The 25667-nt window shown below is 66.3% G+C and carries 30 protein-coding genes and 1 tRNA gene; 23 read left to right on the forward strand and 8 right to left on the reverse strand.

Annotated elements, in window-relative coordinates:
• Positions 1 to 22: 22 nt before the first annotated feature.
• From cofD to LAQ74_RS03325, 5 genes are all read left to right on the forward strand, one after another.
• Positions 23 to 1018, forward strand: coding sequence for a 2-phospho-L-lactate transferase (gene cofD, locus LAQ74_RS03305; RefSeq protein ID WP_224335074.1), 996 nt, complete (start codon positions 23 to 25; stop codon positions 1016 to 1018).
• A complete protein-coding gene (locus tag LAQ74_RS03310) occupies positions 1015 to 1857 on the forward strand; it encodes a tRNA-dihydrouridine synthase (protein ID WP_224335076.1) in 843 nt (280 codons plus the stop codon). The genes cofD and LAQ74_RS03310 overlap by 4 nt, the downstream gene beginning before the upstream one ends.
• Complete coding sequence (locus tag LAQ74_RS03315) at positions 1854 to 2690, forward strand: triphosphoribosyl-dephospho-CoA synthase (RefSeq protein ID WP_224335078.1); 837 nt, start codon at positions 1854 to 1856, stop codon at positions 2688 to 2690. Before LAQ74_RS03310 ends, LAQ74_RS03315 begins: the two co-directional genes overlap by 4 nt.
• Complete coding sequence (locus tag LAQ74_RS03320; protein ID WP_224335088.1) at positions 2687 to 3322, forward strand: DUF447 domain-containing protein; 636 nt, start codon at positions 2687 to 2689, stop codon at positions 3320 to 3322. The genes LAQ74_RS03315 and LAQ74_RS03320 overlap by 4 nt, the downstream gene beginning before the upstream one ends.
• Before the next feature lie 114 nt (positions 3323 to 3436).
• The gene (locus tag LAQ74_RS03325) at positions 3437 to 3631 is read left to right on the forward strand and encodes a 30S ribosomal protein S17e (RefSeq protein WP_224335090.1); all 195 of its coding nucleotides are present in this window, start codon (positions 3437 to 3439) and stop codon (positions 3629 to 3631) included.
• A gap of 139 nt (positions 3632 to 3770) precedes the next feature.
• Here LAQ74_RS03325 and LAQ74_RS03330 read toward each other — a convergent pair whose 3' ends face one another.
• Positions 3771 to 5156, reverse strand: a complete 1386-nt coding sequence (locus LAQ74_RS03330; protein WP_224335092.1) for an NAD(P)/FAD-dependent oxidoreductase — start codon at positions 5154 to 5156, stop codon at positions 3771 to 3773.
• A gap of 229 nt (positions 5157 to 5385) precedes the next feature.
• Between LAQ74_RS03330 and LAQ74_RS03335 the strand changes: the two genes are divergently transcribed.
• Positions 5386 to 6339: a D-2-hydroxyacid dehydrogenase gene (locus LAQ74_RS03335; protein ID WP_224335094.1), complete on the forward strand. Its 954-nt coding sequence runs from the start codon at positions 5386 to 5388 to the stop codon at positions 6337 to 6339.
• A 48-nt stretch (positions 6340 to 6387) separates the two neighbouring features.
• Here LAQ74_RS03335 and LAQ74_RS03340 read toward each other — a convergent pair whose 3' ends face one another.
• Complete coding sequence (locus LAQ74_RS03340; protein WP_224335096.1) at positions 6388 to 7098, reverse strand: fumarylacetoacetate hydrolase family protein; 711 nt, start codon at positions 7096 to 7098, stop codon at positions 6388 to 6390.
• Between the two features lie 778 nt (positions 7099 to 7876).
• Complete coding sequence (asd, locus tag LAQ74_RS03345) at positions 7877 to 8911, reverse strand: aspartate-semialdehyde dehydrogenase (RefSeq protein ID WP_224335097.1); 1035 nt, start codon at positions 8909 to 8911, stop codon at positions 7877 to 7879.
• 614 nt (positions 8912 to 9525) lie between these two features.
• Here asd and LAQ74_RS03350 point away from each other — a divergent pair.
• A complete protein-coding gene (locus LAQ74_RS03350; protein WP_058582823.1) occupies positions 9526 to 9720 on the forward strand; it encodes a cold-shock protein in 195 nt (64 codons plus the stop codon).
• 145 nt (positions 9721 to 9865) lie between these two features.
• Here the strand turns inward: LAQ74_RS03350 and LAQ74_RS03355 are convergent, their stop codons facing one another.
• Positions 9866 to 10420: a Rieske (2Fe-2S) protein gene (locus LAQ74_RS03355; protein WP_224335100.1), complete on the reverse strand. Its 555-nt coding sequence runs from the start codon at positions 10418 to 10420 to the stop codon at positions 9866 to 9868.
• Positions 10421 to 10585: 165 nt separating this feature from the next.
• Between LAQ74_RS03355 and LAQ74_RS03360 the strand changes: the two genes are divergently transcribed.
• The 12 genes from LAQ74_RS03360 (at position 10586) to LAQ74_RS03415 (ending at position 19344) form a co-directional block, all read left to right on the forward strand.
• Positions 10586 to 11578 (forward strand): Gfo/Idh/MocA family protein, encoded by a 993-nt coding sequence (locus LAQ74_RS03360; protein WP_224335102.1) that lies wholly within the window; start codon positions 10586 to 10588, stop codon positions 11576 to 11578.
• 49 nt (positions 11579 to 11627) lie between these two features.
• A complete protein-coding gene (locus tag LAQ74_RS03365) occupies positions 11628 to 11843 on the forward strand; it encodes a hypothetical protein (RefSeq protein WP_224335104.1) in 216 nt (71 codons plus the stop codon).
• Between the two features lie 179 nt (positions 11844 to 12022).
• Positions 12023 to 13351 (forward strand): histidinol dehydrogenase, encoded by a 1329-nt coding sequence (gene hisD / locus LAQ74_RS03370; protein WP_224335106.1) that lies wholly within the window; start codon positions 12023 to 12025, stop codon positions 13349 to 13351.
• Positions 13352 to 13528: 177 nt separating this feature from the next.
• Positions 13529 to 13894, forward strand: a complete 366-nt coding sequence (locus LAQ74_RS03375) for a HesB/IscA family protein (protein WP_224335108.1) — start codon at positions 13529 to 13531, stop codon at positions 13892 to 13894.
• Positions 13895 to 13930: 36 nt separating this feature from the next.
• Positions 13931 to 14176 carry a DUF5816 domain-containing protein gene (locus tag LAQ74_RS03380; RefSeq protein WP_224335110.1) on the forward strand — a complete coding sequence of 82 codons (246 nt, stop codon included), beginning with the start codon at positions 13931 to 13933 and terminating at the stop codon, positions 14174 to 14176.
• A 116-nt stretch (positions 14177 to 14292) separates the two neighbouring features.
• Entirely contained in the window at positions 14293 to 14634 is a 342-nt protein-coding gene (locus tag LAQ74_RS03385; RefSeq protein ID WP_224335112.1) for a DUF7116 family protein, read from the forward strand.
• 50 nt (positions 14635 to 14684) lie between these two features.
• Complete coding sequence (locus LAQ74_RS03390) at positions 14685 to 15635, forward strand: metal-dependent hydrolase (protein WP_224335113.1); 951 nt, start codon at positions 14685 to 14687, stop codon at positions 15633 to 15635.
• 119 nt (positions 15636 to 15754) lie between these two features.
• Positions 15755 to 16402, forward strand: coding sequence for a hypothetical protein (locus LAQ74_RS03395; RefSeq protein WP_224335114.1), 648 nt, complete (start codon positions 15755 to 15757; stop codon positions 16400 to 16402).
• On the forward strand, positions 16399 to 17067 hold the full coding sequence (locus tag LAQ74_RS03400; RefSeq protein ID WP_224335117.1) for a DUF2238 domain-containing protein: 669 nt from the start codon (positions 16399 to 16401) through the stop codon (positions 17065 to 17067). Before LAQ74_RS03395 ends, LAQ74_RS03400 begins: the two co-directional genes overlap by 4 nt.
• A gap of 89 nt (positions 17068 to 17156) precedes the next feature.
• Positions 17157 to 17351, forward strand: coding sequence for a dodecin (locus tag LAQ74_RS03405; RefSeq protein WP_224335119.1), 195 nt, complete (start codon positions 17157 to 17159; stop codon positions 17349 to 17351).
• 69 nt (positions 17352 to 17420) lie between these two features.
• Positions 17421 to 18794, forward strand: a complete 1374-nt coding sequence (locus tag LAQ74_RS03410) for a bifunctional metallophosphatase/5'-nucleotidase (RefSeq protein ID WP_224335121.1) — start codon at positions 17421 to 17423, stop codon at positions 18792 to 18794.
• Positions 18795 to 18915: 121 nt separating this feature from the next.
• Entirely contained in the window at positions 18916 to 19344 is a 429-nt protein-coding gene (locus tag LAQ74_RS03415; protein WP_224335123.1) for a universal stress protein, read from the forward strand.
• 22 nt (positions 19345 to 19366) lie between these two features.
• Here LAQ74_RS03415 and LAQ74_RS03420 read toward each other — a convergent pair whose 3' ends face one another.
• The 3 genes from LAQ74_RS03420 to LAQ74_RS03430 form a co-directional block, all read right to left on the reverse strand.
• Positions 19367 to 20509: a DUF63 family protein gene (locus LAQ74_RS03420; RefSeq protein ID WP_224335125.1), complete on the reverse strand. Its 1143-nt coding sequence runs from the start codon at positions 20507 to 20509 to the stop codon at positions 19367 to 19369.
• 95 nt (positions 20510 to 20604) lie between these two features.
• Positions 20605 to 21054: an Lrp/AsnC family transcriptional regulator gene (locus LAQ74_RS03425; RefSeq protein WP_224335127.1), complete on the reverse strand. Its 450-nt coding sequence runs from the start codon at positions 21052 to 21054 to the stop codon at positions 20605 to 20607.
• 83 nt (positions 21055 to 21137) lie between these two features.
• Positions 21138 to 21989, reverse strand: coding sequence for an inositol monophosphatase family protein (locus tag LAQ74_RS03430; protein WP_224335129.1), 852 nt, complete (start codon positions 21987 to 21989; stop codon positions 21138 to 21140).
• 530 nt (positions 21990 to 22519) lie between these two features.
• On the opposite strand from LAQ74_RS03430, the gene LAQ74_RS03435 reads away from it, so the two are divergent.
• Positions 22520 to 23143 (forward strand): RNA ligase partner protein, encoded by a 624-nt coding sequence (locus LAQ74_RS03435; RefSeq protein ID WP_224335135.1) that lies wholly within the window; start codon positions 22520 to 22522, stop codon positions 23141 to 23143.
• Positions 23144 to 23227: 84 nt separating this feature from the next.
• Entirely contained in the window at positions 23228 to 23500 is a 273-nt protein-coding gene (locus LAQ74_RS03440; RefSeq protein WP_224335137.1) for a hypothetical protein, read from the forward strand.
• A gap of 313 nt (positions 23501 to 23813) precedes the next feature.
• Here LAQ74_RS03440 and LAQ74_RS03445 read toward each other — a convergent pair.
• Positions 23814 to 23897, reverse strand: a tRNA-Leu gene (locus tag LAQ74_RS03445).
• Positions 23898 to 24030: 133 nt separating this feature from the next.
• Between LAQ74_RS03445 and LAQ74_RS03450 the strand changes: the two genes are divergently transcribed.
• Together LAQ74_RS03450 and LAQ74_RS03455 are read left to right on the forward strand one after the other, a co-directional pair.
• Entirely contained in the window at positions 24031 to 25056 is a 1026-nt protein-coding gene (locus LAQ74_RS03450) for a nucleotidyltransferase domain-containing protein (RefSeq protein ID WP_224335139.1), read from the forward strand.
• 68 nt (positions 25057 to 25124) lie between these two features.
• The gene (locus LAQ74_RS03455) at positions 25125 to 25658 is read left to right on the forward strand and encodes a DUF309 domain-containing protein (RefSeq protein ID WP_224335144.1); all 534 of its coding nucleotides are present in this window, start codon (positions 25125 to 25127) and stop codon (positions 25656 to 25658) included.
• Positions 25659 to 25667: the final 9 nt, after the last annotated feature.

Here is a 25667-nt window from a genome sequence, read left to right on the forward strand (position 1 = left end):
CTGCCCGGTCAACCTCCGACAAATGGTCACCTTTCTCGCCGGAGGGACGGGAACCCCGAAACTGCTCGACGGCCTCGGGGCGTCGAGTTTCGACCCGAGGGAGACGACCGTCGTCGGCAATACCGGCGACGACGTGGAACTCGGGGGGCTTCTCGTCTGTCCGGACCTCGACACGGTGCTGTTCGACGGCGGCGGCGTCCTCGACCGGGAGCGCTGGTGGGGTATCGACGGCGACACCACCGAGACCCACGAGGAACTGCACCGCCTCGCCGACGCCGCCGGACTCGACGGCGGACCGCGCTATCTCTCCGACGACGCGCAGACAGGGGGGCGAAGAATCGCCCGCTGGCGGCGCTTCTCGGGCGTCGCGGAGTTCATGGAACTCGGCGACCGGGACCGAGCGGTCCACGTGACGCGGACGAGCCTCCTCGACGAGGGTCACAGTCTCACCGAGGTCACCCGCCTGCTGGCCGACGCGTTCGACCTCGACGTGACGCTTCTCCCCATGTCGGACGACCCTGTCGCCTCCGTCGTCCACACCGACGAGGGACCGATGCACTTCCAGGAGTACTGGGTCGGCCGCCGCGCCGACCCCGCGGTCCGCGACGTGGAGTTCCGCGGGGCCGCCGACGCCGACCCGACCGACGAGGTGCTCACGGCGCTCGACTCGCCACTCGTCGTCGGTCCCTCGAACCCGGTGACGAGCATCGGGCCGATGCTCGCGGTTCCCGGCGTCCGCGAGGCGCTGGAGTCGACGCCGGTCATCGCCGTCTCGCCGTTCGTCGAGGACACGGTGTTCTCCGGTCCCGCCGCCGATCTGATGCGCGGCGTCGGCTACGAGGCCAGCACCGCGGGCGTCGCCGCGGCGTACCCGTTCGCCGACGCGTTCGTCCTCGACGACGCGGACGGGACGGAACTCGACCGGCCGGTCGTCAGGACCGACACGAGACTCGACGGACCCGACGACGCGGCCCGCGTGATGGGCGCCGTCGAGGCGGCGCTGGAGGCGGTCTCGTGACCGCCCCCGACCGGAGAGTCGAGCGACCGTCGCTGCGTCTCGCCGCCGCGAGCCTCAGCGGCGAGTCCGACGCGACGTGGGCGAAGGCGGCCGCCCCGTACGTCGATGCGGCGTTTCTCGGCGGCGTCGCACTCGACGACGCCTCTCGCGAAGCGGCGCGCGAACTCGTCGCCCGCGGGCGCACGGAGTTCCTGCCCGACGACCCGCTGGCGTTCCTCGACGCCGAACTGGGAACGCTGACCGACGTGCCCGTTCGCCCCGGCATCAACGTCCGCAGCGCGACCGTCTCGCCGGTTCGGGCGGCGGCGACCGTCTGCGCCGACCACGACGCGATACTGGAGGTGAACGCCCACTGTCGACAGGACGAACTTCGCGCCGTGGGGTGTGGTGAGGCGCTGCTGGCGGACACCGACCGCCTCTGTCGCTACGTCGCCGCGGCCGCCGACGCGGGCGCGACGGTGAGCGTGAAGGTCCGGACGGAGGTTCCGGGCGTCGATCTCGTCGAGACGGCCCAGCGGGTCGCGGGTGCGGGCGCGACGATGTTCCACGTCGACGCGATGGACTCCGAGCACGTCGTCGGCGAGGTGGCCGCGGCGGTCGGCGACGACCTCTTGCTCGTCGCCAACAACGGCGTCCGCGACGCCGAGAGCGTCCGCGAGTACTTCGACTACGGGGCGGACACCGTGAGTGTCGGCCGACCGAGCGACGACCCCCGCGTCCTGCAGCGGGTCCGCGACGCCGTCGACGATCGGTTCGGGGACGACGACTCTGACGAGACGGACAGGCCGGAGGAACCGGACGAGTCTGAGGAACCGAACGAGTCGGAGGTCCCGGCGTGACGCCCGCCGAGCACGCAGAACTCGCGCTGTTGCTGGAGGTCGCGAGCACGCCGAAACCGGGCAACGTCGACCGGAGACGCGACCTCGAAAACCTGCGATTCGAACACTTCCTCGCCGGGGCCGTCGGGTCCGGAGAAGGGCTTCGGATGGCCGCCGACGGCGCACCGGTCGGCGAGGCGTTCGAGCGCGCGGTCGAGGGGATGAGCCGCCAGGGGGGCGGTAACACACAGTTCGGCTGTCTGTTGGTGCTCGTGCCGCTCGTGAAGGCGGCCGCCGAGAACGACGGCGAACTGACGCCCGCCGCGGTGACGCGCGTCGTCGAATCGACGACCGTCGCCGACGCCGCCGACTTCTACCACGCCTTCGAGCACGTCGACGTCGCGGTCGACGATCCGCCGGCGGACGCGCCGGAACTGGACGTTCGCCGCGGGTCGGAGGCGGTTCCGGCGCTCGAATCCCGCGGGCTGACGCTGTACGACGTGATGGAACTGAGCGCCGACCGCGACGGCAACGCCCGCGAGTGGACCGGCGGGTTCCGGCGGACGTTCGCCGCGGCCGACGCCATCTGCGACGACGACGGCCCGGTTCCGGACCGCGCGGCGCGGGCGTTTCTCGACCTGCTGGCCGACGAACCGGACACGCTCGTCACGACCCAGCACGGCGGAGACGTCGCCGCCGCGGTGTCGAAGTGGGCCGACGACGCCCGCGGCGACGAGGCGGCGGCGGAGCGACTCGCCGAGGCGCTGGTCGCCGAAGGCGTCAATCCGGGGACGACCGCCGACATCACTGCCGCGGCGCTGTTCGTCGCGCTCGAACGGGGGGTTCGCGTGTGACTGTGGACAGTAACGCGGACGAGGGGTGGCCCGTCGAACTGCGCGGCGTCACCGAGTCCGTCGTGACGACGCTCGGGCCGAACGACCTGTGGAACGTCGCTGCGCTCGGGGTGCACGCGCCCGAGACGGTCGGAGGCGGTAGTGACGAAGACACACCCGCGACCGCGACGACCTGGGGAAACACCCGGACACGACGGAACTTCCACCAGCGGGGCGAGGGCGTCGTCCAGTTCGTCACCGACCCGCGGACGTTCGTCGACGCCGCGGTGACGATACGCGAGGAGCCGAACCCAGTCGTCGACTGCGCCGACGCGTGGGTTCGCGTCGCAGTCGAGTGCATCGACAGCGACGAACGAGCGGGGACGACCGTCGAACGGTGGGAACTGTTCCCTATCGAGGCCGAGGTGGTCGAGACGGGCGTCCGAACCATCAACCGCGGGTTCTACGCCGTCGTCGACGCGACGGTCGCCGCGTCGCGGTTGGACGTACCCACCTACGACACCGAGCCCCTTCTGACGCGACTCGAGTACTTCGAGGAAACGGTCGAAAAGTGCGGCGGCGAGGCCGAACAGGAGGCGTTCGAGCGACTGAGCGAGGAGACCGGGTGGCGTGAACGACGCAATGAGCGGTGACCCGAACGGTGCCTGGGGTCGTCCGCGAGTCCGGGGCCACGGGTCGTGACACCGTCACCCACACCGAAGGCGCGGAACGAATCGTTTTAGTGGCCTACGACGGAAGATTTCCGTATGGCTATCAAACCCAAGTACGTCAAGCAGATGGGAACGCTGCTGTTGGAGAAGTACCCGCAGGCGTTCAACACCGACTTCGAGACGAACAAGGAGAACGTCGAGAAACTGACCAACGTCGACTCGAAGGGCGTTCGCAACCGTATCGCCGGCTACGTCACCCGCAAGAAGCAGTCGCAGGCGGCCGCCGCGTAAACGCCCGTTTTCCCGAGTTTAGGCTCCGAGCGAGACGCCGAGCGATGCGAGTACCGCAACCCGCTGTGAGTCGAGGAGTCGCCGCGGGTCGTGTACGCCACCGGAGTCGCTGTGAGTCGTGTACGTCGTCGACTCCGCTTCAGAGGGTGTACTCGGACTCTTTCAGTTGAACGTAGCGGCCATTGCGGAACTTGAATTTGCGTTTCTTGTACGCGCCCACGAGGCGAGCGGCGTTGATACCGGCGCGTCTCCCTTGCTCCAGCATCTGCAGGGCTCCGTCGCTGCCCATCAGTTTCCGCGCCGTCTCGAACGCCCAGTCCCAGTCGTCGGGCCCGTAGTCGTGGACCATGTCGGCCATCGCGACGTTTCGGAGAATCTCGTCGTCTATCGCCTCCTTCCAGCGGTCGTTGTACGGAGAGAGGTCGCCGGAGGCCGCGAGTTCCCCCGCGATAGCGCCCGTGCGGACGGCGACGTGGTCGCCGCCCTCGTGGAAGGCGGAGGTCGCACCCATCGCGCCGCCGACGACGGCGACGCCCGCGCCGACCGGCGAGTCGATGGGTCGCGTCGAGGAGATGGAGTACGTCTCCGTCCCGCCGCGCTTGCCGCGGTCTTCCACCAGCGGGAAGTCGTCGAGGTCGTACTCGTCGCCGTAGGCGTGGTCGAGCAGGCGTCGGATGTACTCTTTGCCCTGCGGGATGCGCTCGTCGTCGTCGCGGAGGAGCGCGTACTTCTCTCTGTCTTCCACTTCGTCGATGTCCATCCCGATGGGCATCGTCAACCCGACGCGGCAGACGTTGTCGTCGTTCGGGAACACCCACGGATAGGCGGTATGGCCTGGCATGTACCCCCACCAGAACGTGATGGCCGACCCGATCTCCTCGAACAGTTCCTCGGGGAAGCGGCGATACTCCTGGTAGGCGATGTGGTTCGACCGCCGCGAGGAGAGACGTTCCGAGGCCTTCTCGCCGTCGGTAAGGAACCGGTCGAGCACGCGATTGGTGACGGTTCGCTGGGGACCATCAGCGAGAATCAGGAAGTCGGCGGCGACGTCGTCGCCGCGCTTCGTCTTGACTCGATGTCGCGCGTCGTCGCCCGTCGCGGCGAGGTTCGTCTCGACGTCCTGCACCGAAACTTTGACGCGGTACTCCGCGCCCGCGTTCTCGGCGCGTTGGCGCATCCAGTCGTCGAACCGAGCGCGGTGGAAGGTGTAGCCGAACTCGTCGTACGACGCGTCGATACCCGTTTCCCGGAGCGTCAGCGACTCGTTCGGGCCGACGAACTCGGCTCGGTCGAGCGTTTGGAGGACGATTCCGTCGGGCATCTCGTCGGGGTGAATGCCCATGATATCCACCCAGTAGTCGAGGATACCCGCGGCGTCCGTCGAGTCCGGTCCGAGTCGGTCTCGGTCGGCCCGCGGGACGCCTCTCTCCATCACGACGGCGGTCGCTCCGGCCGACGCGGCGGCGTGCGCCGCTGCCGTGCCGCCCGGACCGCCGCCGACGATGGCCACGTCTGCGCGCTGCATACCACGTATCCGGCAGTACTCCGCCATTAAAGGTCCGGAACGCTGCGCGACGACGCGACAGTAACGCGACGGCGAGACGCTGGCCGGAGACACTACGTACAGACGTTGCGTTACCGTTTGACTGTCGAGCGGGGTCGCCGAATCGGTCTCGCATACCGCGAAGAGTCCGAAACAGGCCGCGACTGCCGAAGGGGGTGCACTCATACCGTTCGTCGGGAAACGGAGAGCTATGACCGATCCCGACATCGTCGTGTTACGACAGAAGATACACGGCCTCTCCGCGGAGGCGTACGCCGAGACGCTGCGCGAGCGACTCCCCGACTACGAAATCGCGCGAGCGAAGACACCTACCGAAGAACGCGAGTACCTCAAGACGGCGCGCGTCGCCACCGGTCTCTCGCTCGACGCCGGGGCGCTGGACGCCGCGCCAAATCTCGAACTGTTCGCCTGCGTCTACGCCGGAACCGGACATCTGGACCTCGGTGTCTTCGAAGAACACGGCGTCGCGGTCACGAACGCCTCGGGCGTTCACGGACCGAACATCGCCGAGTACGCGCTCGGCGCGATGCTCTCGTTTGCCCGCGGCTTCGACACGGCGTGGCGGCGTAAGGAGCGCACCGAGTGGCGCTCGTACCAAGCCACCGAGGTTCGCGGAAGCCGGGTCGCCGTCGTCGGCCTCGGTGCCATCGGTGAGGCGGTCGTCGACCGCTTGGAACCGTTCGGTGTCGAGACGGTGGGCGTCCGATACTCACCCGAGAAGGGTGGTCCGACCGACGAGATCTATGGGTTCGACGAGATTCACGAGGCGCTCGCCGACAGCGATTACGTCGTCGTCGCCGCCCCGCTGACCGAGACGACCGACGGCCTCTTCGACGACGAGGCGTTCCGGACGTTGCCGCCGCACGCGGTGCTCGTCAACGTCGGTCGCGGCCCAATCGTCGACACCGATGCACTCGTCTCGACGCTCCAGACGAACGGCCTCCGCGGCGCAGCGCTGGACGTGACCGACCCCGAACCCCTGCCGCGAGAACACCCGCTGTGGTCGTTCGACAACGTGCTCATCACGCCGCACAACGCGGGCCACACGCCGAAGTACTGGGAGCGGACGGCGGCCATCCTGGCGCGGAATCTCGAACGAGTCGAGGAGACGGGGGAGTTCGAGGGATTGGAGAATCAGGCCTGACGGATTCACCCCGCGCGCTTGGGATACAGAATAGGAGCCGTTCGCCCGCTACTCGACCGCGTTCCGCAACGTCCCGATTCCCTCGTAGGTAATTTCGACCACGTCGCCGGGTTCGATGGTCCCGGGGTTCGCCGGACTGCCGAACGCGATGGCGTCGCCCGGTCCGAACGTGAATCGCTTCGAGAGGTAGGAGACGATTTCGTACGGGCCGAACAGCATCAGTTCGGTGTTCGCCTCTTGACGGCGCTCGCCGCTCACGTCGGTGTGCATGTCGAGGCTTCGGGGGTCGAGGTCGGTCTCTATCCACGGCCCGAGCGGACCGGAGCCGTCGAACGCTTTTCGCGCGGTTCGGCCCTGCTGGTCGAGGGCGTCAACGTCGTTCATGATGGTGTAGCCGCGGACGTAGTCGGGGGCCTCGTCGGGAGAGATGTCGTGGCACTCCTCGTCGACGACGGCGACGAGTTCGCCCGCGTACGTGAGTTCGTCGGTGAACTCCGGATAGGGAATCGGCTCCTCGTGGGCAAGTATCGACGTCGGCGGCTTGATGAAGAAGTCCGGTTCCTCGGGGCGCTCGTACTCCATCTGGTCGAGCGTCGCCGCGTAGTTACGGCCGACGCAGTACAACGCCGAAGGTTCGCACGGCGCGAGCAGTTCGCCGTCTTCGCCGACGACGTACTCGCCATTTTCGGTGATGACTGCTCCGTCCTGGTACTCGCCCTCGCGCGGGCCGTCGGAGGTCTGGATACGGGCGATTCGCATGGTCGTCACTCTCGTTGCGGCTCGAAAGGAGTACCGGAAACGGCGGAGACTGCGTTTCGGAGCGTTGCAGCCGTCTGCATCGTCCGATGAGCCCCTCATTCCGCGACTATGGTCCACCAAATCGAAGTGTGCGGGCTGTTGTATGGCTCTGTTGGCATCCTTAGATTGCGACAGAAGTTGTATGCTGCATACAGAGCGCGTATCTCCCGTAGAGAGGACACCTCCTCGAGAAGATTTCCCAGTCATTACGGACTGAAATCATCGAAACATATTACTGAATCTCCTGATATTATTTCGCATGGACAGCGGACCGATCATTCCTTTGGACAAGTCGAGTAAGGGTGGGGATAGCCCGTGGCTCATTCTCCCACTAATTCTCTTATTCCTCGCGTTTGTAGCCGTGCTCTATTTCATTTGATTCAGCTGTACACTTTTGAATAGGTAGCTCTCACCCTGCTGGACTCGTCCTCTGTCTGCAGCACGGCCTCGCCAAGCTGTCACTAATTGTGGGTTTCAACGGAGCTTGTTGTACGAAAATCGCGGAGCGATTTTCGGCCGACGACCGAACGGAAGCCGCGAAGCGGCTTCCGTGAGAGAGGAGTGTCCTCGTGAGTGAAACGAACGAGGGCTCGTCAGAGCTTCGCTCTGACGGTGCTTTTGGTCCGAGAGCAGACGCTTCGCGTCTGCTAAGCCTTCGCGGTGAAACCGCGAAGAGAGCTTTTGCCGAGGGCCGCGAAGCGGCCCGCAGCGCAAAAGGTGGGTAGTAAAAGGTCGCGGTTTAGACCCAGCCTTCTTCGACCAACAATTCGCCGTTGAGCACGCTCGCGCCCGCCGCGCCGCGAATCGTGTTGTGCGCGAGGCAGTTGTACTTGATACCCGTGCTCGTTTCCTCGATACCGCCCGCGGAGACGGCCATCCCGTCGCCGTGCATCCGGTCGAGACGCGGTTGCGGCCGGGTCGGGTCGTCGAAGACGCGGATGAGCGGGTCCGGCGCGCTCGGGAGGTCGATACCGGGGAACTCGCGCATCGCGTCGGCGACGTCGTCGACGGAGGGGTCGTCTTCGAGTTCGGCGAAGACGTTCTCGAGGTGGCCGTCGAGCGTCGGAATCCGGTTGCAGGAGGCCGAGACGTCGGCGCCGTGCAGCGAGAGTTCCGCGCCGTCGAAGGAGCCGAGCAGTTTGCGTGACTCGCTCTCCATCTTCTCCTCCTCGCCGCCGATGTGCGGGATGGCGTTGTCGATGATCTCCATCGAGGTGACGCCCGAGTAACCCGCGCCCGAGACTGCCTGTAGGGTAGAGACGTGGACGCGTTCGAGGCCGAACGCGTCGAGAGCGGCGAGCGTTGGCGTCATCGTGATAGTCGAGCAGTTCGGGTTCTTGATGAGCGCGCCGTCCCAGCCGCGTTCGTCGCGCTGAACCTCGATGAGGCCGAGGTGGTCGGCGTTGACCTCCGGAATCGTGAGCGGGACGTCGGGAGCCATCCGGTCGTTAGAGGAGTTCGAGGAGACGACGTAGCCAGCCGCCGCAAAGTCGGGTTCGACGTCTGCGGCCGCAGCGGAGGGCAGCGAGGAGAAGACGAGGTCCAGGTCGTCGGGCACGTCGTCGACGGCGGTTCGTCGGACCTCCATCTCGGCGACGTCGTCCGGGATGGGCGTGTCGACGCGCCACTTGGCGGCCTCACGGTAGCTCTTGCCCGCGCTCTCGTCGCTCGCGGTGACCGTCGCGAGTTCGAAGCTCGGGTGTCCGTCGAGAAGTTGGATGAATCGCTGTCCGACTGCGCCGGTGGCGCCGAGGATGCCAACACGTACTGCCATTAGCGTGTGCGTGGGTGACACTCGCATAAGTGGGTTCGGATTCGGACGCAATCGGGCGTATATTCGTGAACATTGGGCAGTTTGACGCCCGATTTGGCGATTTGCCGAGAAACCGTCGGCGGCCGGCCGAGTCGGCTTTGAGTCTCTCGGCGAAGCGGGTCGAAACCCGTATGAGGGCGCGAACGCTACATCGACTGCGTGCCTTTAGTCCCCGCCCGAGTGTTCCCATTTCGGGAGCGATGACCGCGCGGCGAACCCGGGCACGCGACATCAGTGCAACCGCCGTCGGGCCTAAAGAGACGGCTGCCCGGCACGAGGGTTTCCCGGCCGACGCGGCACGCCGCCACGGGATGAGGCCGGTCGTTAGTGTTCCGGGTAACATTTCACCGATCCGGACCGCCGTGAGCCACTTCGCCTCTCTTCCACGGAACCACCGATACCACAGAAGGCGACGAGATAGTCGCGGAAATCGTCACGAATCCGCCCAGGTCCGGGAGATACCAAACGCTCGTCGATGCTTTCTACCAAACTCGGCTACCCTGTCAATTTATCTTGCATGTCGGCACTACAAATTCGCAAGCCTTATTCGTGAACGGCGATTGGTTTCAGAAGCAATGGCGAAAGGCGAAGTTGATTTCTTCAACGACACTGGCGGCTACGGTTTCATCTCGACGGACGACGCGGACGACGACGTGTTCTTCCACATGGAAGACGTTGGCGGCCCGGACCTCGAAGAGGGACAGGAAGTGGAGTTCGACATCGAGCAGGCCCCGAAGGGCCCGCGCGCGACGAACCTCACCCGACTGTAAAGTAGTTTAGTACGCCGCCTGCGGCGGCAAAACGACCCCACATTACTACCATTATTTTCGCGCCAGCGGTGGTACTCGACTCGAACAGACGGGAGTCGTCCTGCGTGAGACCGATTCGTCCCCAGTCAGACCGATTCGTCCCCAGTCACAACACCCGTCCGCCGTCGAATCGTTCGTCGGTCAGGTAGACGCCGTCGTCTCGGCGTTCGACCTCGATGAGTTCGAGCGACTGGCCCCGGCACGGACCACGGGTGCAGAACCCGTCACCGCGGACGAACCGCGCACCGTGCTCGTGACAGACGATGTGGTCGTCGGTCACGCGCGCACCGAACCCGGGGTCCAGCCGAACGTGCGGTTTGTGCGGGCAGGAGTTACGCCACGCGTACACCTCGTCGCCGTTTCGTTCGAGTATCCCCTCGGCTCCTCGCTGTCCGTTTGTCGCCTCGAATCGGAGCGTCCCCCCCGTCGGGATGTCGTCGATGGCGACGAGTCGGCGCGGGTCGGACACGGCATCTGCCTCTTCAGTCGGTGCGTCGTTCCCCTCGGCGGGGGCGTCGCCGTCTCCGCCGCCGTCGCGCTCGTCGTCGACGCTGAATCGGAACGTCGCGTCGCCGACTTCGACCGTTCCTTCCGTATCGGAGAGTCGCACCGTCTCTTCTTCGTCCTCTGTCTCGACGGTCACCCGGATGGCGTCGTCCATGTGTGACCGCTTACGGACGCGAGCAAGGATAGCTTGTCGGCGGAAATCACGTCCGCACGCGGCGACTCGGTGCGGGGTGGGGCGGGTCCATACGGGCCGGTTCGAGACGATGCGGTGCGTTCCGGAATGACCAGAGTCATTCCTGTGACGGTGGTTTTCGACGCCATGCCAACCGAATCCGTTTACGACGTGGGGGTCGTCGGCTGCGGGGTCGTCGGCAACCGCCTCGCCGACTCGTTCACCGCCCACGAGCGGACGAACGTCTGGGGCGTCTGCGACCTCGTCGAATCGAAAGCGACGGCGTTCGCCGACAAGTACGACTGCGCGGCGTTCACAGACTACCGGGAACTGCTCGAACGCGACGCCGTCGATGTCGTCTACGTCGGCGTGCCGCCCGCCTCGCATCTCGAAGTCGCACGCTTCGCGTTGGAACTGGAGAAACACGTTGTCTGCGAGAAACCGATCGCCGAGAACGCCGACGAGGGCGAGAAGTTGGTCGAACTCGCGGCGTCGTCGTCGCAGACGACTGCGGTCAACCTCCCGTTTCGCTACACGCCGGGGTTCGTCGAGATGCGGGAACGGATCCGGAACGGGGACGTCGGTCACCCGAAGCGAATCAGTCTCGACTTCCGATTCCCGCGGTGGCCCCGCGAGTGGCAAGATGTGTCGTGGTTGACGGGTCGCGAACAGGGTGGTCCGCTCCGAGAAGTCGGGACGCACTTCCTCTTCGGCGTGCAGGAGATTTTCGGCCCCGTCGACCGACTCAGCGCCGAGGTGTCGTACAGCGGTCCCGAGACGTACGAGGAGTCTATCGTCGGTTACTTCGAGACCGACGGCGTCCACGGCACCATCGACGTACTCTGCGACCACCAACAGTCCGAGGAGAACTCGATTACGGTCGTCGGGTCGAAGTCGGCGCTCACGCTGACCGAGTGGTACAAACTCGTCGAGCATCGCGGCGACGACGGCGGAGCGCGCGAGACGACGCTCAACGAGACGCGCGAACGGACGACGCTGACACTCGTCGACGAGTTCGTCGCCGCGCTCGACGGCGACGGCGGAAATCTGGTGTCGTTCGAGGAGGCGAATCGAGTCCAGCGGGTCGTCGACGCCGTCTTCGCCTCCGAGGGGACGGTGCGAGAACTCGACGACGACTGAGTCCACCGAGGACGGAACAGCCATATCGTTGCTTCACAGTCGTGGACGTGTGAACCGCGACCGTTTCGTCCGACTCTCGCTTCTGGCGTTCGGCCTCATCCTCGTCAGTTTCGTCGTGATGGGGACGACCAGAATTTTCCTCCCGTACCGCGTCGCACGGTTGCTCGCCGCGCCGACGTTTCTCGCGGCGTTCGGCCTCGTCGTCTACCTGTTCGTGCGCGCGACCCTCTCCGTTCTCGGCGTCGTCCCCATCGAGGAGTCGTGAGTTGGCGAGCAGGCGGCGAAGCTACCAGCACACGGGGGGTCGCCGCACACTCGCCTCGTTCCCCGCCTGGCTGTCGTCAGAACACACCCGGGGTTGGTCGCCCTCTCTCGGATAAACGTTCGTGAGAGCGCATCTCTCACTATCGGAACGTCTTTTCGCGCCGCCTTCGAAGCGCGCCCATGGAAGTCAAGCGAATCGCGGACCTCGGCCCCGACGAACGCGACGCGCTGTTCGAGCGCGACGCGGGCGTCGACGCCGTCCGCAACGACGTCCGTGACATCGTCGGTCGCGTACGTGAGGAGGGAGACGTGGCCCTCCGGGAGTTCTCCCGTGAGTTCGACGGCGTCGAAGTCGGCAACGTCGACGTGACGGACCTCGCCGAGCGAGCGTACGGCGACGTCGGCGAGGAGATACGCGAAGCCATCGAGACGGCCGCCGAGAACGTCCGAGAGTTCCACGAGCGGCAGATTCCCGAGGACTGGCGCGACGACTTCGGGGGTCACGTGAGCGAAGCGAATGTGACTACGGAAGCGCGAAGCGCTTCCGGCAGTCGAGAACTCGGTCGTCGGTTCCGACCGCTCGAACGCGTCGGCGTTTACGTCCCGGGCGGTGCGGCCGCCTACCCGTCGAGCGCGCTGATGGGCGTCATTCCAGCCAAGGTCGCCGGCGTCGAGCACGTCGCCGTCGCCACGCCGCCCGCCGACGAGATCAACCCGGTAACGCTCGCCGCGATTCACGCCGCGGGTGCCGACGCGGTATACGCTGCGGGTGGCGCGCAGGCCATCTCGGCGCTCGCCTACGGCACCGAGACGGTCAACGCGGTGCAGAAAGTCGTCGGCCCCGGTAACAAGTGGGTGACGGCCGCGAAGGCCGAGGTCCGCGGCGACGTCGAGATCGATTTCCTCGCCGGACCGAGCGAGATTCTCGTCGTCGCCGACGAGACAGCACGTCCGGAGTTCGTCGCGGCCGACCTCCTCGCGCAGGCCGAACACGACCCCGAAGCCTCGGTCGTCGCGGTCACGGACGACGAGGAGACGGCCGAGGCCATCGCCGAGGCGGTCGACGCGGGCGTCGCCGACCGCGAGCGCGGCGACGTGATTTCCGAGGCGCTCGCCAACGACGCCAGCGGCGTCTTCCTCGCGCGGTCGATGCCCGAAGCCGTCCTCTTCGCAGAGGAGTACGCCGCCGAGCACCTCTCGATTCAGGCGCGAGACGACGAGGAACTGCTCGACCGCATCACCAACGCCGGGAGCGTCTTTTTGGGTCCCTACACGCCCGTCGCCGCGGGTGACTACGCCTCCGGAACTAACCACGTCCTGCCGACGAACGGCGGCGCGAAGCTATACGGTGGCCTCTCGGTCGACACGTTCGTTCGCTCGACGACAGTCCAGCGACTCGACAGAGAGGGACTGGACGAACTGTCCGGGACGATCACGACGCTCGCGGAGGCCGAAGGGTTGGAGGCGCACGCCGAGAGCGTGCGCGTTCGCCTCGGCGACGGGAACTAAGCGACAGACGAGTAGCGGTTCCGGGGGCAAAAATTGTGCAAATTCCACGAAGTTTCACAATCGTACGCCACGGAGGGATGGCGTCCAGTTCCGACATCGTTCGCTGCTTTCTCGCAGCGTCGTACGACCCTGTGAACCAGCGTCACAGTTAACATCCTCCGGACGATACGCTCAGCCATGAGTACCGAATCCGTCGACGGCGACGCCGAGACGCCGGTGAAAGTGACAGAGAGCGCGGCGTCGGAGGCGCTGTCGCTTCTGGAGAGCGAGGGACTGGACACCGACGTGGCGGGTCTTCGGCTGTTCGTCCAGCAGGGGGGCTGTGCCGGGCTCTCCTACGGCATGCGTTTCGACAACGAACCCGAAGACGACGACGCGGTGACCGAACACCACGGGCTGCGCATCTTCGTCGACCCGGCGAGCCGCCGCTACATCGGCGGCAGCGTCCTCGACTACGAGGGCGGCCTCCAGGCGGCGGGGTTCCACGTCGAGAACCCGAACGTCGTCTCCGAGTGCGGGTGCGGCGAGAGCTTCCGGACGTAGAAACGGAGTTAACTCCCGTCACCTGTAGTCGAACGCATGGAACTCGAAGTCGCCACGACACCCGCAGACGACACCGTCTACGTCGACCGCAGCGAGGGCGAGCGCGGGTCGAAAGCGCCCTTCTTCACCACTTACGTCTCCGAGTCGCGCGACGTTCGATGGGGCTACCGCTGCGGCAACTGCGAGACGTTCGACAACGCGATGGACACGATGGGTCGCATCGAGTGCAACACCTGCGGCAACATCAAGAAACCCGACGAGTGGGACGCCGCCCACGAGTGAGACGGCCGAGCAAACCGGCCGAATCTGTCCGGTTCGACGCCCGTGTTTCACCCACCCGGACTGTTTGAGCAGGCCGTGACAAGGTTTATCAGACGAGGGCGAGTAGTTTCAGTTACATGGCCCCTGTTACCATGCCACCAGTCGAGGAGGCCAAGACGATTTTCACCCGCCTCGGCTACACCGTATCCGGAGAGGGGACGGACCTACGGGCCGAACGAAAGTGGCGTACCGTACAAGTGACGGCCGTCGCAGACAACGATACGATGGGTCGCGCGCTCGCCGACGGCGGGCGCGACGACGGCCCGCCGTTCCGCTGCTTCGTCACCTGGGACGAACACGCCGACTCGCTCTGTCAACGACTCGAACGCACCGCTCGAACCTACGAGTGGGCGGTCATCAGCGTCGGAGACGCCGACGACTATCGGGTCATCCGCGAAGACGTCCCGACCGTCGCCTGACAGTCTCGGGCGACGCGGTGTTTATCTTTCCTGACCGCTAATCGCGGCATATGTTCGTCGGGCACGCAGTATTCGCCTTCGCGCTCGTCGCCGGTGCGGCCGCGATTCGCGGCGTCGACTCGACACGCGCGCTCTCTTTGGGAGCGGTCGCTGCGGCGTTCGCCGCCGCCCCCGACGTCGACATCGCCTACGCGCTCGTCGGCGTCGTCGGCGCGCAGACGACGGACGCGCTCTCGGTCGCCTCCCAGTTCTGGCAGACCGGCAACCTGGTCCACCGAGCGATGACGCACTCGGTCGTCGTCGCCCCCATCGTCGCCGTCGCCGCGGCGTTGTGGCTCCGCGGCCGTCGCGTCGGTCGCCGGCGGGGACTCGTCGCCGCGGCCGCGTTGCTGGCGACCGTCGTCGCCGTCGCCGCCGCGGTCTCTGGCGGCCTCGGTCTCCTCGTCATGGCGCTTTTCGCCGCCGCCGTCCTCGCCATCACCGAGGCAACCGAACGCTGGACCGACCTCGGTCCGCGAGCGACGTTCTCGGCGGCGCTCGTGGGACTGCTCTCGCACCCATTCGGCGATCTGTTCACCGGGTCGCCGCCGGCGATGCTCTACCCGTTCGACGCGACGCTGTTCGCCGACCGACTCGCCTTCAGCGTCGACCCGACGCTGAACCTGCTGGGCGCGTTCGGTCTCGAACTGCTCACCATCTGGGCGGGATTGCTCGTCGCGCTCCACCTCTCGGGCTACTCGCTCCGCGACGCCGTCGACGGCCGCGCGGCGCTGGGCGCGGCGTACGCGGTGAGCGTGCTTCTCATCCCCGCGCCGACGCTCGAACTCTCGTACCCGTTCGTCTTCAGCGTTCTCGCCGTCGGGATGGTCGGCGCGGCCCCGCGAGTCGGTATCCGCAGTCGGCGCGTCGAACTCCCCGACAGAGTCGCCGCGCTCTGTACCGGTCTGACGGCCGTGAGTATCGCCGGTGTGGCCTACGCCGTCGCGTATCTCGTCGCGTGAACCGCCGCGCGAACCGTCGCGGCCCTCGTCGAGACGCGGCGCGGGTGATGGGACCAATCGACACGCAGCGACCGTCACAGTGGGAAGCCTTTTTGCTCGAAACAAAACGATAGGAGCGCATGAATCGGTCGGGGCTGAGCCACGTCGTCGAAAACGAGCGGACGAACGCGGTCGTCGGATGGGTATTCGTCGCCGTCTTCTGCGTCGCCGGCGTCGGCGAGCTGCTGACCGGCGAACTCGTTCAGGCGGGGTTCGTCCTCGCCACCGCCGGGTTGGCCGTCGTCCCGGCCGTCGCCTACCGGGACCCGCGGGCGATGCTCCCGTGGGAGGTGCTGGCGCTGGCGGTGTTGCCGGTCGTCGGGCAGGCGGTCGTCGGCGGACAGACCATCGACGGTGTGACGCTCAGCGGCCGCGTCGTCCGTTACTTCGCCGTCGCCGCCGTCGCGCTCGTCGTCGCCGTCGAACTCGACGTGTTCACGCCCGTGCGGATGAACTACTCCTTCGCCGTCCTGTTCGTCGCCGTCACGACGATGGCCGCCGCCGGGGTGTGGGCCGTCGTCCAGTGGCTCTCTGACCTCTATCTCGGCACCGAGTTTCTCCTGGACGGTCGCCCCGAAGACGTCGTCCACACCGCGATGATGTGGGACTTCGTCGCGGCGACGCTCGCCGGCGTCGGGGCTGGACTGCTGTTCGAGTTCTACTTCCGCCGTCGCTCGCACGCCCGCGAACGCCTCCCGGCGACCCTCAGCGGCGGTGAGAGCCGATGAGAGTTCGCGAGAAACTCGGCATCAGCGACCGGCGGCAGACGCAGTTGGCGCGGTTGATGCAACTGTTTCTGGTCGGGATGGTCGCCATCGGCGTCGAGCGCGGCGACGTGGGCGTCATCGTCAACGCGGGCGTTGCACTCGCGGTGACGTACGTTCCGGCCCTTCTGGAGCGAGACTACCACATCCCGATGGACGCGGGACTGACGCTGTGGGTGACGACGGCCGTCTTCCTCCACGCCATCGGGAGCGGCGGCCTCCCGGGCGTCGAGACCGGACTCTACCGCCAGTTCCCGTGGTGGGACCACATGACGCACACCCTGTCGGCGTCGCTCGTCGCCGCCGTCGGCTACACCGTCACCCGCGCGCTGGACGTCCACACCGACGCCGTCAAGTTCCCGCCGCGGTTCATGTTCGTGTTTATCCTCATGTTCACCGTCGCCTTCGGCGTGTTCTGGGAGGTGCTGGAGTTCGCCATCGGCGAGGTCGCGGCGACGACCGGCGGCGACCCGGTGTTGACCCAGTTCGGACTCAGCGACACGCTCGGCGACATCATGTTCAACACGCTCGGCGGCGTCGTCGTCGCCGTCTGGGGGGCGGCGCACCTCTCGGACGTCGTCGGCGCGGTGGCGTCGAGGTTCGGGCGGGGTCGAGCGGAGTCGAAGTGAGCGGAACCCGCACGAGCCGGCGGTGGAGTTCTCGCGGCGTGTGACCGCCGCGTGGCTTTTTACTGCCGGGAGTCGTAGCCGTACCCGAGATGGTGTTCAAGAAAATCACGCTCATCGGACAGAGTAGCGAGGGATTCGAAGCGGCCGTCGACGACGCCGTCGACCGCGCCGAGGAGACCCTGGAGAACGTCTACTGGGTCGAAGTCGACGAACTGATGGTCGAACTCGCCGAGGAGGGACGGCAGTATCAAGCGGAGGCGACCGTCGCCTTCAAACTCGAATAATCGGTCGCCGACCCGAACAGTCGGGGCGACCCGGTGGCTTCTTACCGCGGCCACTCCGACGCGGAGTGAATGCCGCGGTTGCTTCACTACTCGGACATCGAGAACGTCTACGACGATCCCGAGCGTGCTGGTCGTCTCGCAGGACTGCTCTACTCGCTCGACGGAGCCGATTCGCTCGTCGTCGGCAGCGGCGACAACACCTCCCCCGGAGTTCTGGCGCTCGTCTCGAAGGGTCGCCAGGCGCTCGACTTTTTCCGTGCCGTCGACAGCGACGTTGAGACGTTCGGCAACCACGACTTCGACTACGGTCCCGAGGCCACGCGCCAGTTGGTCGCCGACGCCCCGCAGACGTGGGTGAGCGCTAACGTCCGCGACGACGCGGGCGAGAGATTTGGCCGCGGCGAGGGCGTCGTCCCGTGGACCGTCGAGTCCGTCGACGGCGACGAAATCGGACTCTTCGGACTCACCGACCCCGCCACCGACTCGCTGAACCCACAGGCCGCCGAGTTGACGTTCACCGACCCGTACGAGGCGGCCGAACGCGCCGTCGCCGACCTGCGCGCCGAGGGCGTCGAGTACGTCGTCGCCGTCTCGCACCTCGGCGCGAGTGACGACGAACTCGCCCGCCGGGTGGACGTCGACGCGATTCTCGGTGGTCACGTCCACGCCGAGCGGGCGGAGTACGTCGCCGATACGCTGCTGCTTCGACCGGGCGTCAACGGTCGCGCCGTGCTCGAAGTCACGCTCGACGAGGACGGGGCGCGCGCGGAGCGCCACGACCCGAGCGAGGGTAACGTGCCCGTCGACGGGTCGCTGGTGGCGGCGCTCCGGGGTCGTCTCGCAGAGTCCGGTCTCGACAGCGTCGTCGGCGAGGCCGAGACGCCGATGCGGCGGAGCGAAGAAGTCGTCTTCGGCGGCGAGTGCGCCGTCGGGAACTTCGTCGCGGACGCGTACCGCTGGGCCGCCGACGCCGACGTGGGCCTGCAGAACAGCGGCGGTATCCGAAACGGTCCGCCGCTGTCGGGCGAGGTGACCGTCGCCGACCTGGTGAGCGTCGTCCCGTTCGCCGAACCGGTCGTCGTCGCGGAACTCACCGGCGAGGAGCTGCTGACGGCGTTCCGCCAGGCCGCCGGCGGCGCGGTGGACTTCGGCGAACCATACTGGTGGCACGGCCACGTCAGCGGCGCGACGGTCCGGTGGGACGATGCCCGAAACGAACTCGACGGCGTGCGCGTCGGCGGCGAACCCGTCGACAGCGACAGACTGTATCGCGTGGCGACGGCGGAGTATCTGCTCCACAGCGACCACGAGTTCCCGGTCGTCGAGGAACGACACCGCGCCGGCGAGTACGGCATCCAACACGAGATTTTGGCCGACTACGCCCGCGAGTTCGGCGTCTCCGCGAGCGTCGAGGGGCGGATTCAACGGCCGACGGGCGACTGAGCGACGTGAGTCGGGCGGTGGTGTTCGTCGGGCTCTAATCAACTGACGAGAACGTCGGGACACGGTATCTATCCGGAGCGGGATAGAAATATTCACACCCGCGAACGCTGACTATTCTACAATGACGTTGGTTGTCGTCCCGGTTCGGTATCCGCTGACCAGCCACTCGAAGGCGACGTTGGGCGAAGCGGTTCGCATCGCCGACGAACGAGACGCCGAGTTGACCGTCCTCCACGTGAACCTCTACCAGAACGGCGAGAACGTCTCCCGGGCGGAGCTGAAACGGGCCGCGCAGACCGAGTTCGGACGGCTTCCGCGTGCGCGGTACGTCATCCGCCGCGGCTTTCTCGTCGAGGAGACGATTCTCGAAGAAGTCGCCGCCGAAGGCGCGGACATCGTCGTCATCGGGTCGAAACAGGCGGGGCGCTGGCGGCGGATGCTCCGCAAGTTCCTCGACGATCCGGACATCGAGGCGTATCTCCGCGGGAAACTCGACTGTACGGTCATCACCGTCCGGGCCGACGGCGAGACGAGTACGATAAACGGCTGAGAGGAACGGTCGACGGAACGCCTCAGATGCCGAACGTCGCCCGGAGCATGTCGCGAGTGCCGGGGCCGAGTCCGACCGCGAGCGCCGCGACGAGAAGCAGTATCGCGTAACGCGGACTCTCCTCGAATATCTCCGGTTCGAAGATCCAGATGATGAAGACGGCGGCCGCGAGTTTCACGAGCAGGAACGGCCACGCGTCGCCGGTCACCGCCAGCACCGACGCCGGGAGCACCGTCGAGGTGATGTCGACGATACCGGCGTTCACCGGATGCTTCGGCACGAGGTTCGGCCCCGCGCCGAGCGCCGGCATCCAGTCGAGGCCGACGACGTTGGCGACGCCGTCGAGGGCGTGCCCCCAGATGAGCAACAGACCGACGTGGGCGGTGCCCGCGTTGAGTTCGGGTCTGTACGTCTCGACGAGCCACCACGTGACGGCGGTGACGACGGTGGTCGCGACGAGCATCACGGTGATGACCTGCGGGTAGAACGCGACGTACGTCGTCGTCGTCGCGAGGTAGCCGAGATACGCGAGCGTCACCGCGAGGACGACCGTTCCGATGGCCGCCAGCGGCCGGTAGAACTCCTCGAACACGCCACGCCGCGAGAGCGTCACCGTGACGACGACGGCGGCGAGCGTGACGAAGAAGACGGTGAAGTAGATGAAGGGGCTGATGATGAGCGCGCTCCACGGGAACGGGATGGCGGGTTCGACGCCCGCGCGAATCGCCGCGATACCCGAGTCCTCGACGACGCGGAGCGCCCCGCCGAACAGCATGAACGGGAACAGCGCGTAGAAGAACTTGCGACTCGTGCCGATGTTCAGGCGGCGAAGAAGCAAGACGACGCCACCGAGCATCAGGAGGAGGGTGACGACGTAGCCGGCCTCGGAGACGAGCGTGTAGCCGGGACGGGCGACGTAGCCGGTCGCGGACTGGCACGCCGCCGCACTATCGAGGAGCGTCGTCGTTCCGTCGGTGCGGACGGCGCACGTCGCGCCCTCGCCGTCGGCGACGACCGGACCCCAGAAGTAGCGCCAGAGGAAGCCGTCGTAGACGATTCGGGGGAAGAGAAGCGACCCCCCGACGAGTGCGGCGACGAGCGCGGCCATCGCCGCGAGCCACGTCCGCTCGGGGTCCGCCTCAACGCGTTCTGCGACCGTTGCCATACCCGAACTGCCGGAGTGGCGGATGTTGAGGGTTCCGGTCTCGGGCGTCCGCGGCGGACGCCCGTGCTCCTCGATGGGCTGGTCGATCCGGGCGTTCAGACCGAGAGTCCCGCTCGCTCGTACTCGGTCCCGAGGATGACCATCGTCTGCGACCGCGAGAAGCCGTCCATCGCCGCGATGTGGTCGAACATCAGTTCGCGCAGGCCTTCGGTGTCGGCGGCGAACACGCGGAGCATCACGTCCCACTCGCCCGTCGTCAGGTAGATCTCCTTGACCGCTTCGAGTTCCTGCAGTCGCTCCAGCGCCTCCGCCTCGTGGCCCTGTTCGACACGGAGTCCGACCAGCGCCGACGTGCCGTACCCCACCGCCTTCGGGTCGACTTTGGCGTGGTATCCCTCGATGACGCCGGCGTTCTCCATCCGGCCGACCCGGTCGTGGACGGTCGCACTCGACATGTCGATTCTGCGTGCGATTTCGCTGAAGGGGGTGCGGGCGTCCTCCTGGAGAATGCGGAGAATCGACCGGTCCGTCTCGTCGAGTTCCATGCGCGCACCTGGTGGTCCCGCGACTTTTGCCTACCGAATCGTGCAACTCGGCGACGAGACGCTCCGTTTCCCCGGAGAATCGCTCACTCGTTCAGTTTTTCGATGCCGCGGGCGGCGGCGAGCACCTCGTCGTGGACCGCGCCGTTGGAGGCGACGAGTCCCTTCGAGTCGTGTCGCCAGCGGTCGCCCTCCAAGTCGGTGACCGTGCCGCCTGCACGCCGAACCATGTACACGCCGGCGACGGTGTCCCACGGGTTCGTCACGATGTTGGTGATCGCCCCCTCCAGGGAGCCATCGGCGACCATCGCCAACACGGCCTGCGCACAGCCGACTCGGCGCATGTCGCCGAACCGCTCGACGATTTCGCGGGTCGCGGCCGCGTACTCGTCGCGGTGGTCGAAGTCCCACCAGACGGTGGGAACGACGGTACTCTTTTCGGGGTCGGTCTCGGCGCTGACCGTGACTTCGTGGCCGTTCCGATAGACGGCGTCGGCGTCGGCGACGTAGGTGTCACCCAATGCAGGAAGGGCGCTCGCGGCCGCGACGGGGTCGCCGTCGCGGACGGCGGCGACGGCCGTCGCCCAGACGCGGATGTTCCGGACGTAGTTGTTCGTCCCGTCGATTGGGTCGACGACCCACGCGTCGCCGTCGTCGGGGACGGATTTCAGCGCGTCGTCTGCTCGGCCTCGCCCGCTCGCTTCTTCCGTAGCGCGTGGCGCTACGCTCTCCTCGCCGACCAGCGCGTCCTCCGGAAACGCGTCGGCGATGACGTCGGCGACGCGGGCCTGCGCGTCCCTGTCGGCCTGCGTCACTACGTCGGTCTTGCCGTCTTTCGTCTGCACGTCGATTCCACGTCGGAAGCGGTCGAACGCGACTGCTGCGCCCGCCTCGGCGGCGCGCACAGCGACTGCCGCGCGGAGTGAAACGTCTGCCATTGGTAGGTCGGCGGCCGACCACACCGAATAGGCGTCGGTTTGGCTGTGCGATGTGGAAACGGCGCGTGGGCGGCGCGTGTTCGATACGGGAAAACGGGTTGCGGCGACGCGAACGCTCGGCGTCGCGGTGTACGAAGAAGCGAGAATCACAAATTGGACTCGGACGGGAGACGTTTTCAACCGCCCTAACGGCCCATCCGACTTTCGTCGGTTTCGCGAACGCCGTTTTCACGTCGTCCGTTACTTGACCTTTTTCCGACCTCGTACGGTCGAATGCGGGCGGGGTCGGTTCTCCTGCGACGCGTTGACCTCGATTTCCTCTTACGAATCTCTCGGTGTTTACGTCTGACCGCGTCCGGTGTGTACGGAGGCGGTCGTCCGGTGTGTCCTTGCGACCCTCGCAGTATGTTGTATGCTACCTACCATCATGAATCTTTTCCCACGGGGAGAGATACGTCGCCGTCGCGCTGTCGATATTCGGTCCCCGTCGCCACGGAGATTCATGTACCGCGGGGGCGTATCGGCGGCCGATGGCCGACTACCCGCTGAAACAGCGGTTCGTCCTCGACACGTCGCTGTTTCTCACCGACGAGATACGCCGGGAGGGCGAGACGATGGAGGAGGCGCTGGGGCGACTGCTCGACACGCTGGCGCTCGCGAAACTCCGACTGAACATCTCCTGTTACATGCCGCCGTCGGTCCACGACGAGCTGATGGGCATCCTCCGGAGTCGGGGTATCGGCGAGGAGACGACGGCGCAACTCAACACGTGGGTCATCCGCAAACACCCCTCCCGATTCGAGGTGATGATTCCGGCCGAGGTCGTCTCACGGTTCATGCGCGAGATGAGTTCGCGCGTCGACGCGGGCCTGCGCGTCGCCGAGGAGGCGGTTCGAGACGCCGCGGAGGCGGGCATCGCCGACGACGCCGTCTCGGACCTCCGCCGCGACTACCGCCAGACGCTGCGCCGCGGCGTCGTCGACTCGCAGGAAGATTTCGACCTCCTGATTCTCGCGCGCGAACTCGACGCGGGTGTCGTCACCGAGGACACCGGCATCGTCGACTGGACGGAGGATTTCGGCCTGCGCTACCTCCGCGGGCGCGACTTCCCGAACCTCCTGAACGCGTACCTCGATGCCAGTTTCGACGCTTGAGCGGCCGAGAGACGGCCGTGATGATTGATTAACTCGATTCCGAAATAGAGTAACTTTATGGCCGTCGAGGTAGAACACGTTCCCATGCGCCCAGAAACTGCCGCTCGACAACTCACGTACATCGCCGACACGCGCTACGACGAGGATAGTGCCAGTCACTGGGAAGAGTACGCGTACGCCGACGTGTTCGAGTACGTCTACGAGAACGGCGAACGACAGCACATGACCGACCTGGTCGCTCGAATCGGCGACGAACTCCGCGACGGCTACCGACCCACCTCCGACGACGCGCAGATGTTTGCAGACAGCCTCATGACCGAGGGTGGGCGGCCGCTGACCGACGGCGGCAAGAAGTGAGTTTCGAGAGATAAGTTGGCGACGACGAGGCAGTAGCGTTTCCGCTTTTTCGGTGTTCAGTAGTTGTGTCGTGGTATCGCTAGCGATGAGGACGCGGCGATGGCGGGACAGCGAAGTCGCTCAGCGGTCGTGTTGGATGAGAAGTTTTGCGAGGGAAGAGCGCTCCGAGAGCGGTCTTCCCGCACTACGCCCGGTGAGGACGGTAGTGCGAGGGGAGGGATTTGAACTACGTCCGGACGCCGAGGCGACCGGTCTCATTCAAATCCCCCCGTTGCGCACGTTCACGCCGCCGCGTGAGTGCGGCGGCGATTAGTGCGAGGGGAGGGATTTGAACCCACGGACCTCTACAGGAGCGGATCTTGAGTCCGCCGCCGTTTCCGGGCTTGGCTACCCTCGCACGCAGTTTTCGGTGGAACCTCGGGACGCTAAAACGTTCCGGAAACCGTGGCACACTCTCAGTCCATACGGGTTCGAGAACGGATGGCAAGCGTCCGAAACAACTACGCGTTCACCGAAACCATCCCGGAACCGTGACGACGATTTCGGCGGATGCGCGAGAGCGAATCGAGGCGGCGCTCCGCGAACTCGAAACGGAACACGAGATATCGGTCGTGCTCGCGGTCGCCCGCGGGAGTCACGCGTGGGGCCTCGACTCGCCCGAGAGCGACTACGACGTCGGTGTCGTCTACGCACCGAACGACCTCCGGACAGGCTTTCACCTCTCTGCACCGCGCGACACCGTCGAACGGAAATTCGGCTCCGATATCGAGGTTTCGGGGTGGAACGTCACCAAGTTTGCGAGGCTCCTCTCGCAGTCGAACGACGGAGCCATCGACACGCTCCGGAGTCCGATTCGGTATCGCGAGCGCTTCGACGCCGACGCGCTCCGCGAGTACGTCGAGGCGACCTACAATCCCGTGGAACTCTACTACTGCTACCGGGGCATCGCGAAGTCGAACTACCGAAAGTACCTCTCGTGGCACCTCACCGACAGCGAGAAGCAGTTGTACCCGATCGTGGAACGGACCGCCGACGAGTACGTCGTCCGGAGTCGCGAAAGCGACGGGCAGTTTTCGATTCCACGTCACCTCGTCGACAGCGGAAAGCCGGTGCGCATCCCCGCCGAACACGTCGAACCGGAATCGACGAGCGAAGCAGCGCAGCCACCGCACGAGTTCGTCGAGCGAGCCGTCCAGTCGACGAAGACAAGACGGACGGTGAAGCGAAATCTCGCGGTGCTCGTCGCGGTGATGGACGCCCGGTTTCTCCTCGCGACGGGCGAGGCGGGCGCGCACGAACTGCCGCACGTCGACTTCCCGACGTTCCTCGCCGAGCAAGCGCCGAGCGTCTTCGACGACGACGTGCTCGCGCTGGCCGAGGAGCTGGTCGAGCGAAAGCGTCGCTGGGACAACGGAGAAATCGGCGACCGAATCGGCTACGAGACGGCGACGCTCCCCGAAGCAATCGACTACGAGACGCACACTCGTCCCGGTCCGGACGAGGCGACGTTAGACGAGTTTATCGACGAGATGCTCGACGCTGCGGCGGAGTCGTAGCGCCGAGCGAGTCGGACCCGGTTTCGGACCACCGATGCAGTTACGGGTCTCGACGCGGACCACCGACTATGGACGAACACACCCGGGATCCGAGCGTGGCCCCGCCGCTCGGCGACCCGACCGGGTGGCGCGCGGACAACCGGTGGGAACACGCCACGCTCCGCCGCGCCGTCGAACACGGGATTCGACTGTTCAACGCCGGCGAGTTCCACGAGAGCCACGACTGCTTCGAGGACGAGTGGTACAACTACGGTAGCGGCACGACCGAGAGCGCCTTCCTTCACGGGATGGTGCAGGTCGCCGCAGGCACCTACAAACACTTCGACTTCGAGGATAGCGAGGCGCAAAGCGCCTCGGACTATCCGAGCGGTCAGAGACCGCGAGGAAACGACGCCGGGATGCGCTCGCTGTTTCGGACGGCGCTGCAGTATCTCCGCGGCGTCCCCGACGACTTCTACGGCGTCGACCTGCCCGAAATCCGTGAGACGATGCAGGCGGCGCTCTCGGACCCGACGGCGCTGGAGGGCTTTCGCATCAGCCTCGACGACCACCGACCGACCGCGTACGAAGCCGACTACGAGTACGCCGAGCGTCTCGACTGAGCGCGACTC

It is taken from the genome of Haloprofundus halobius (assembly GCF_020097835.1).
In the GTDB taxonomy this organism is placed as follows: Archaea; Halobacteriota; Halobacteria; order Halobacteriales; family Haloferacaceae; genus Haloprofundus; species Haloprofundus halobius.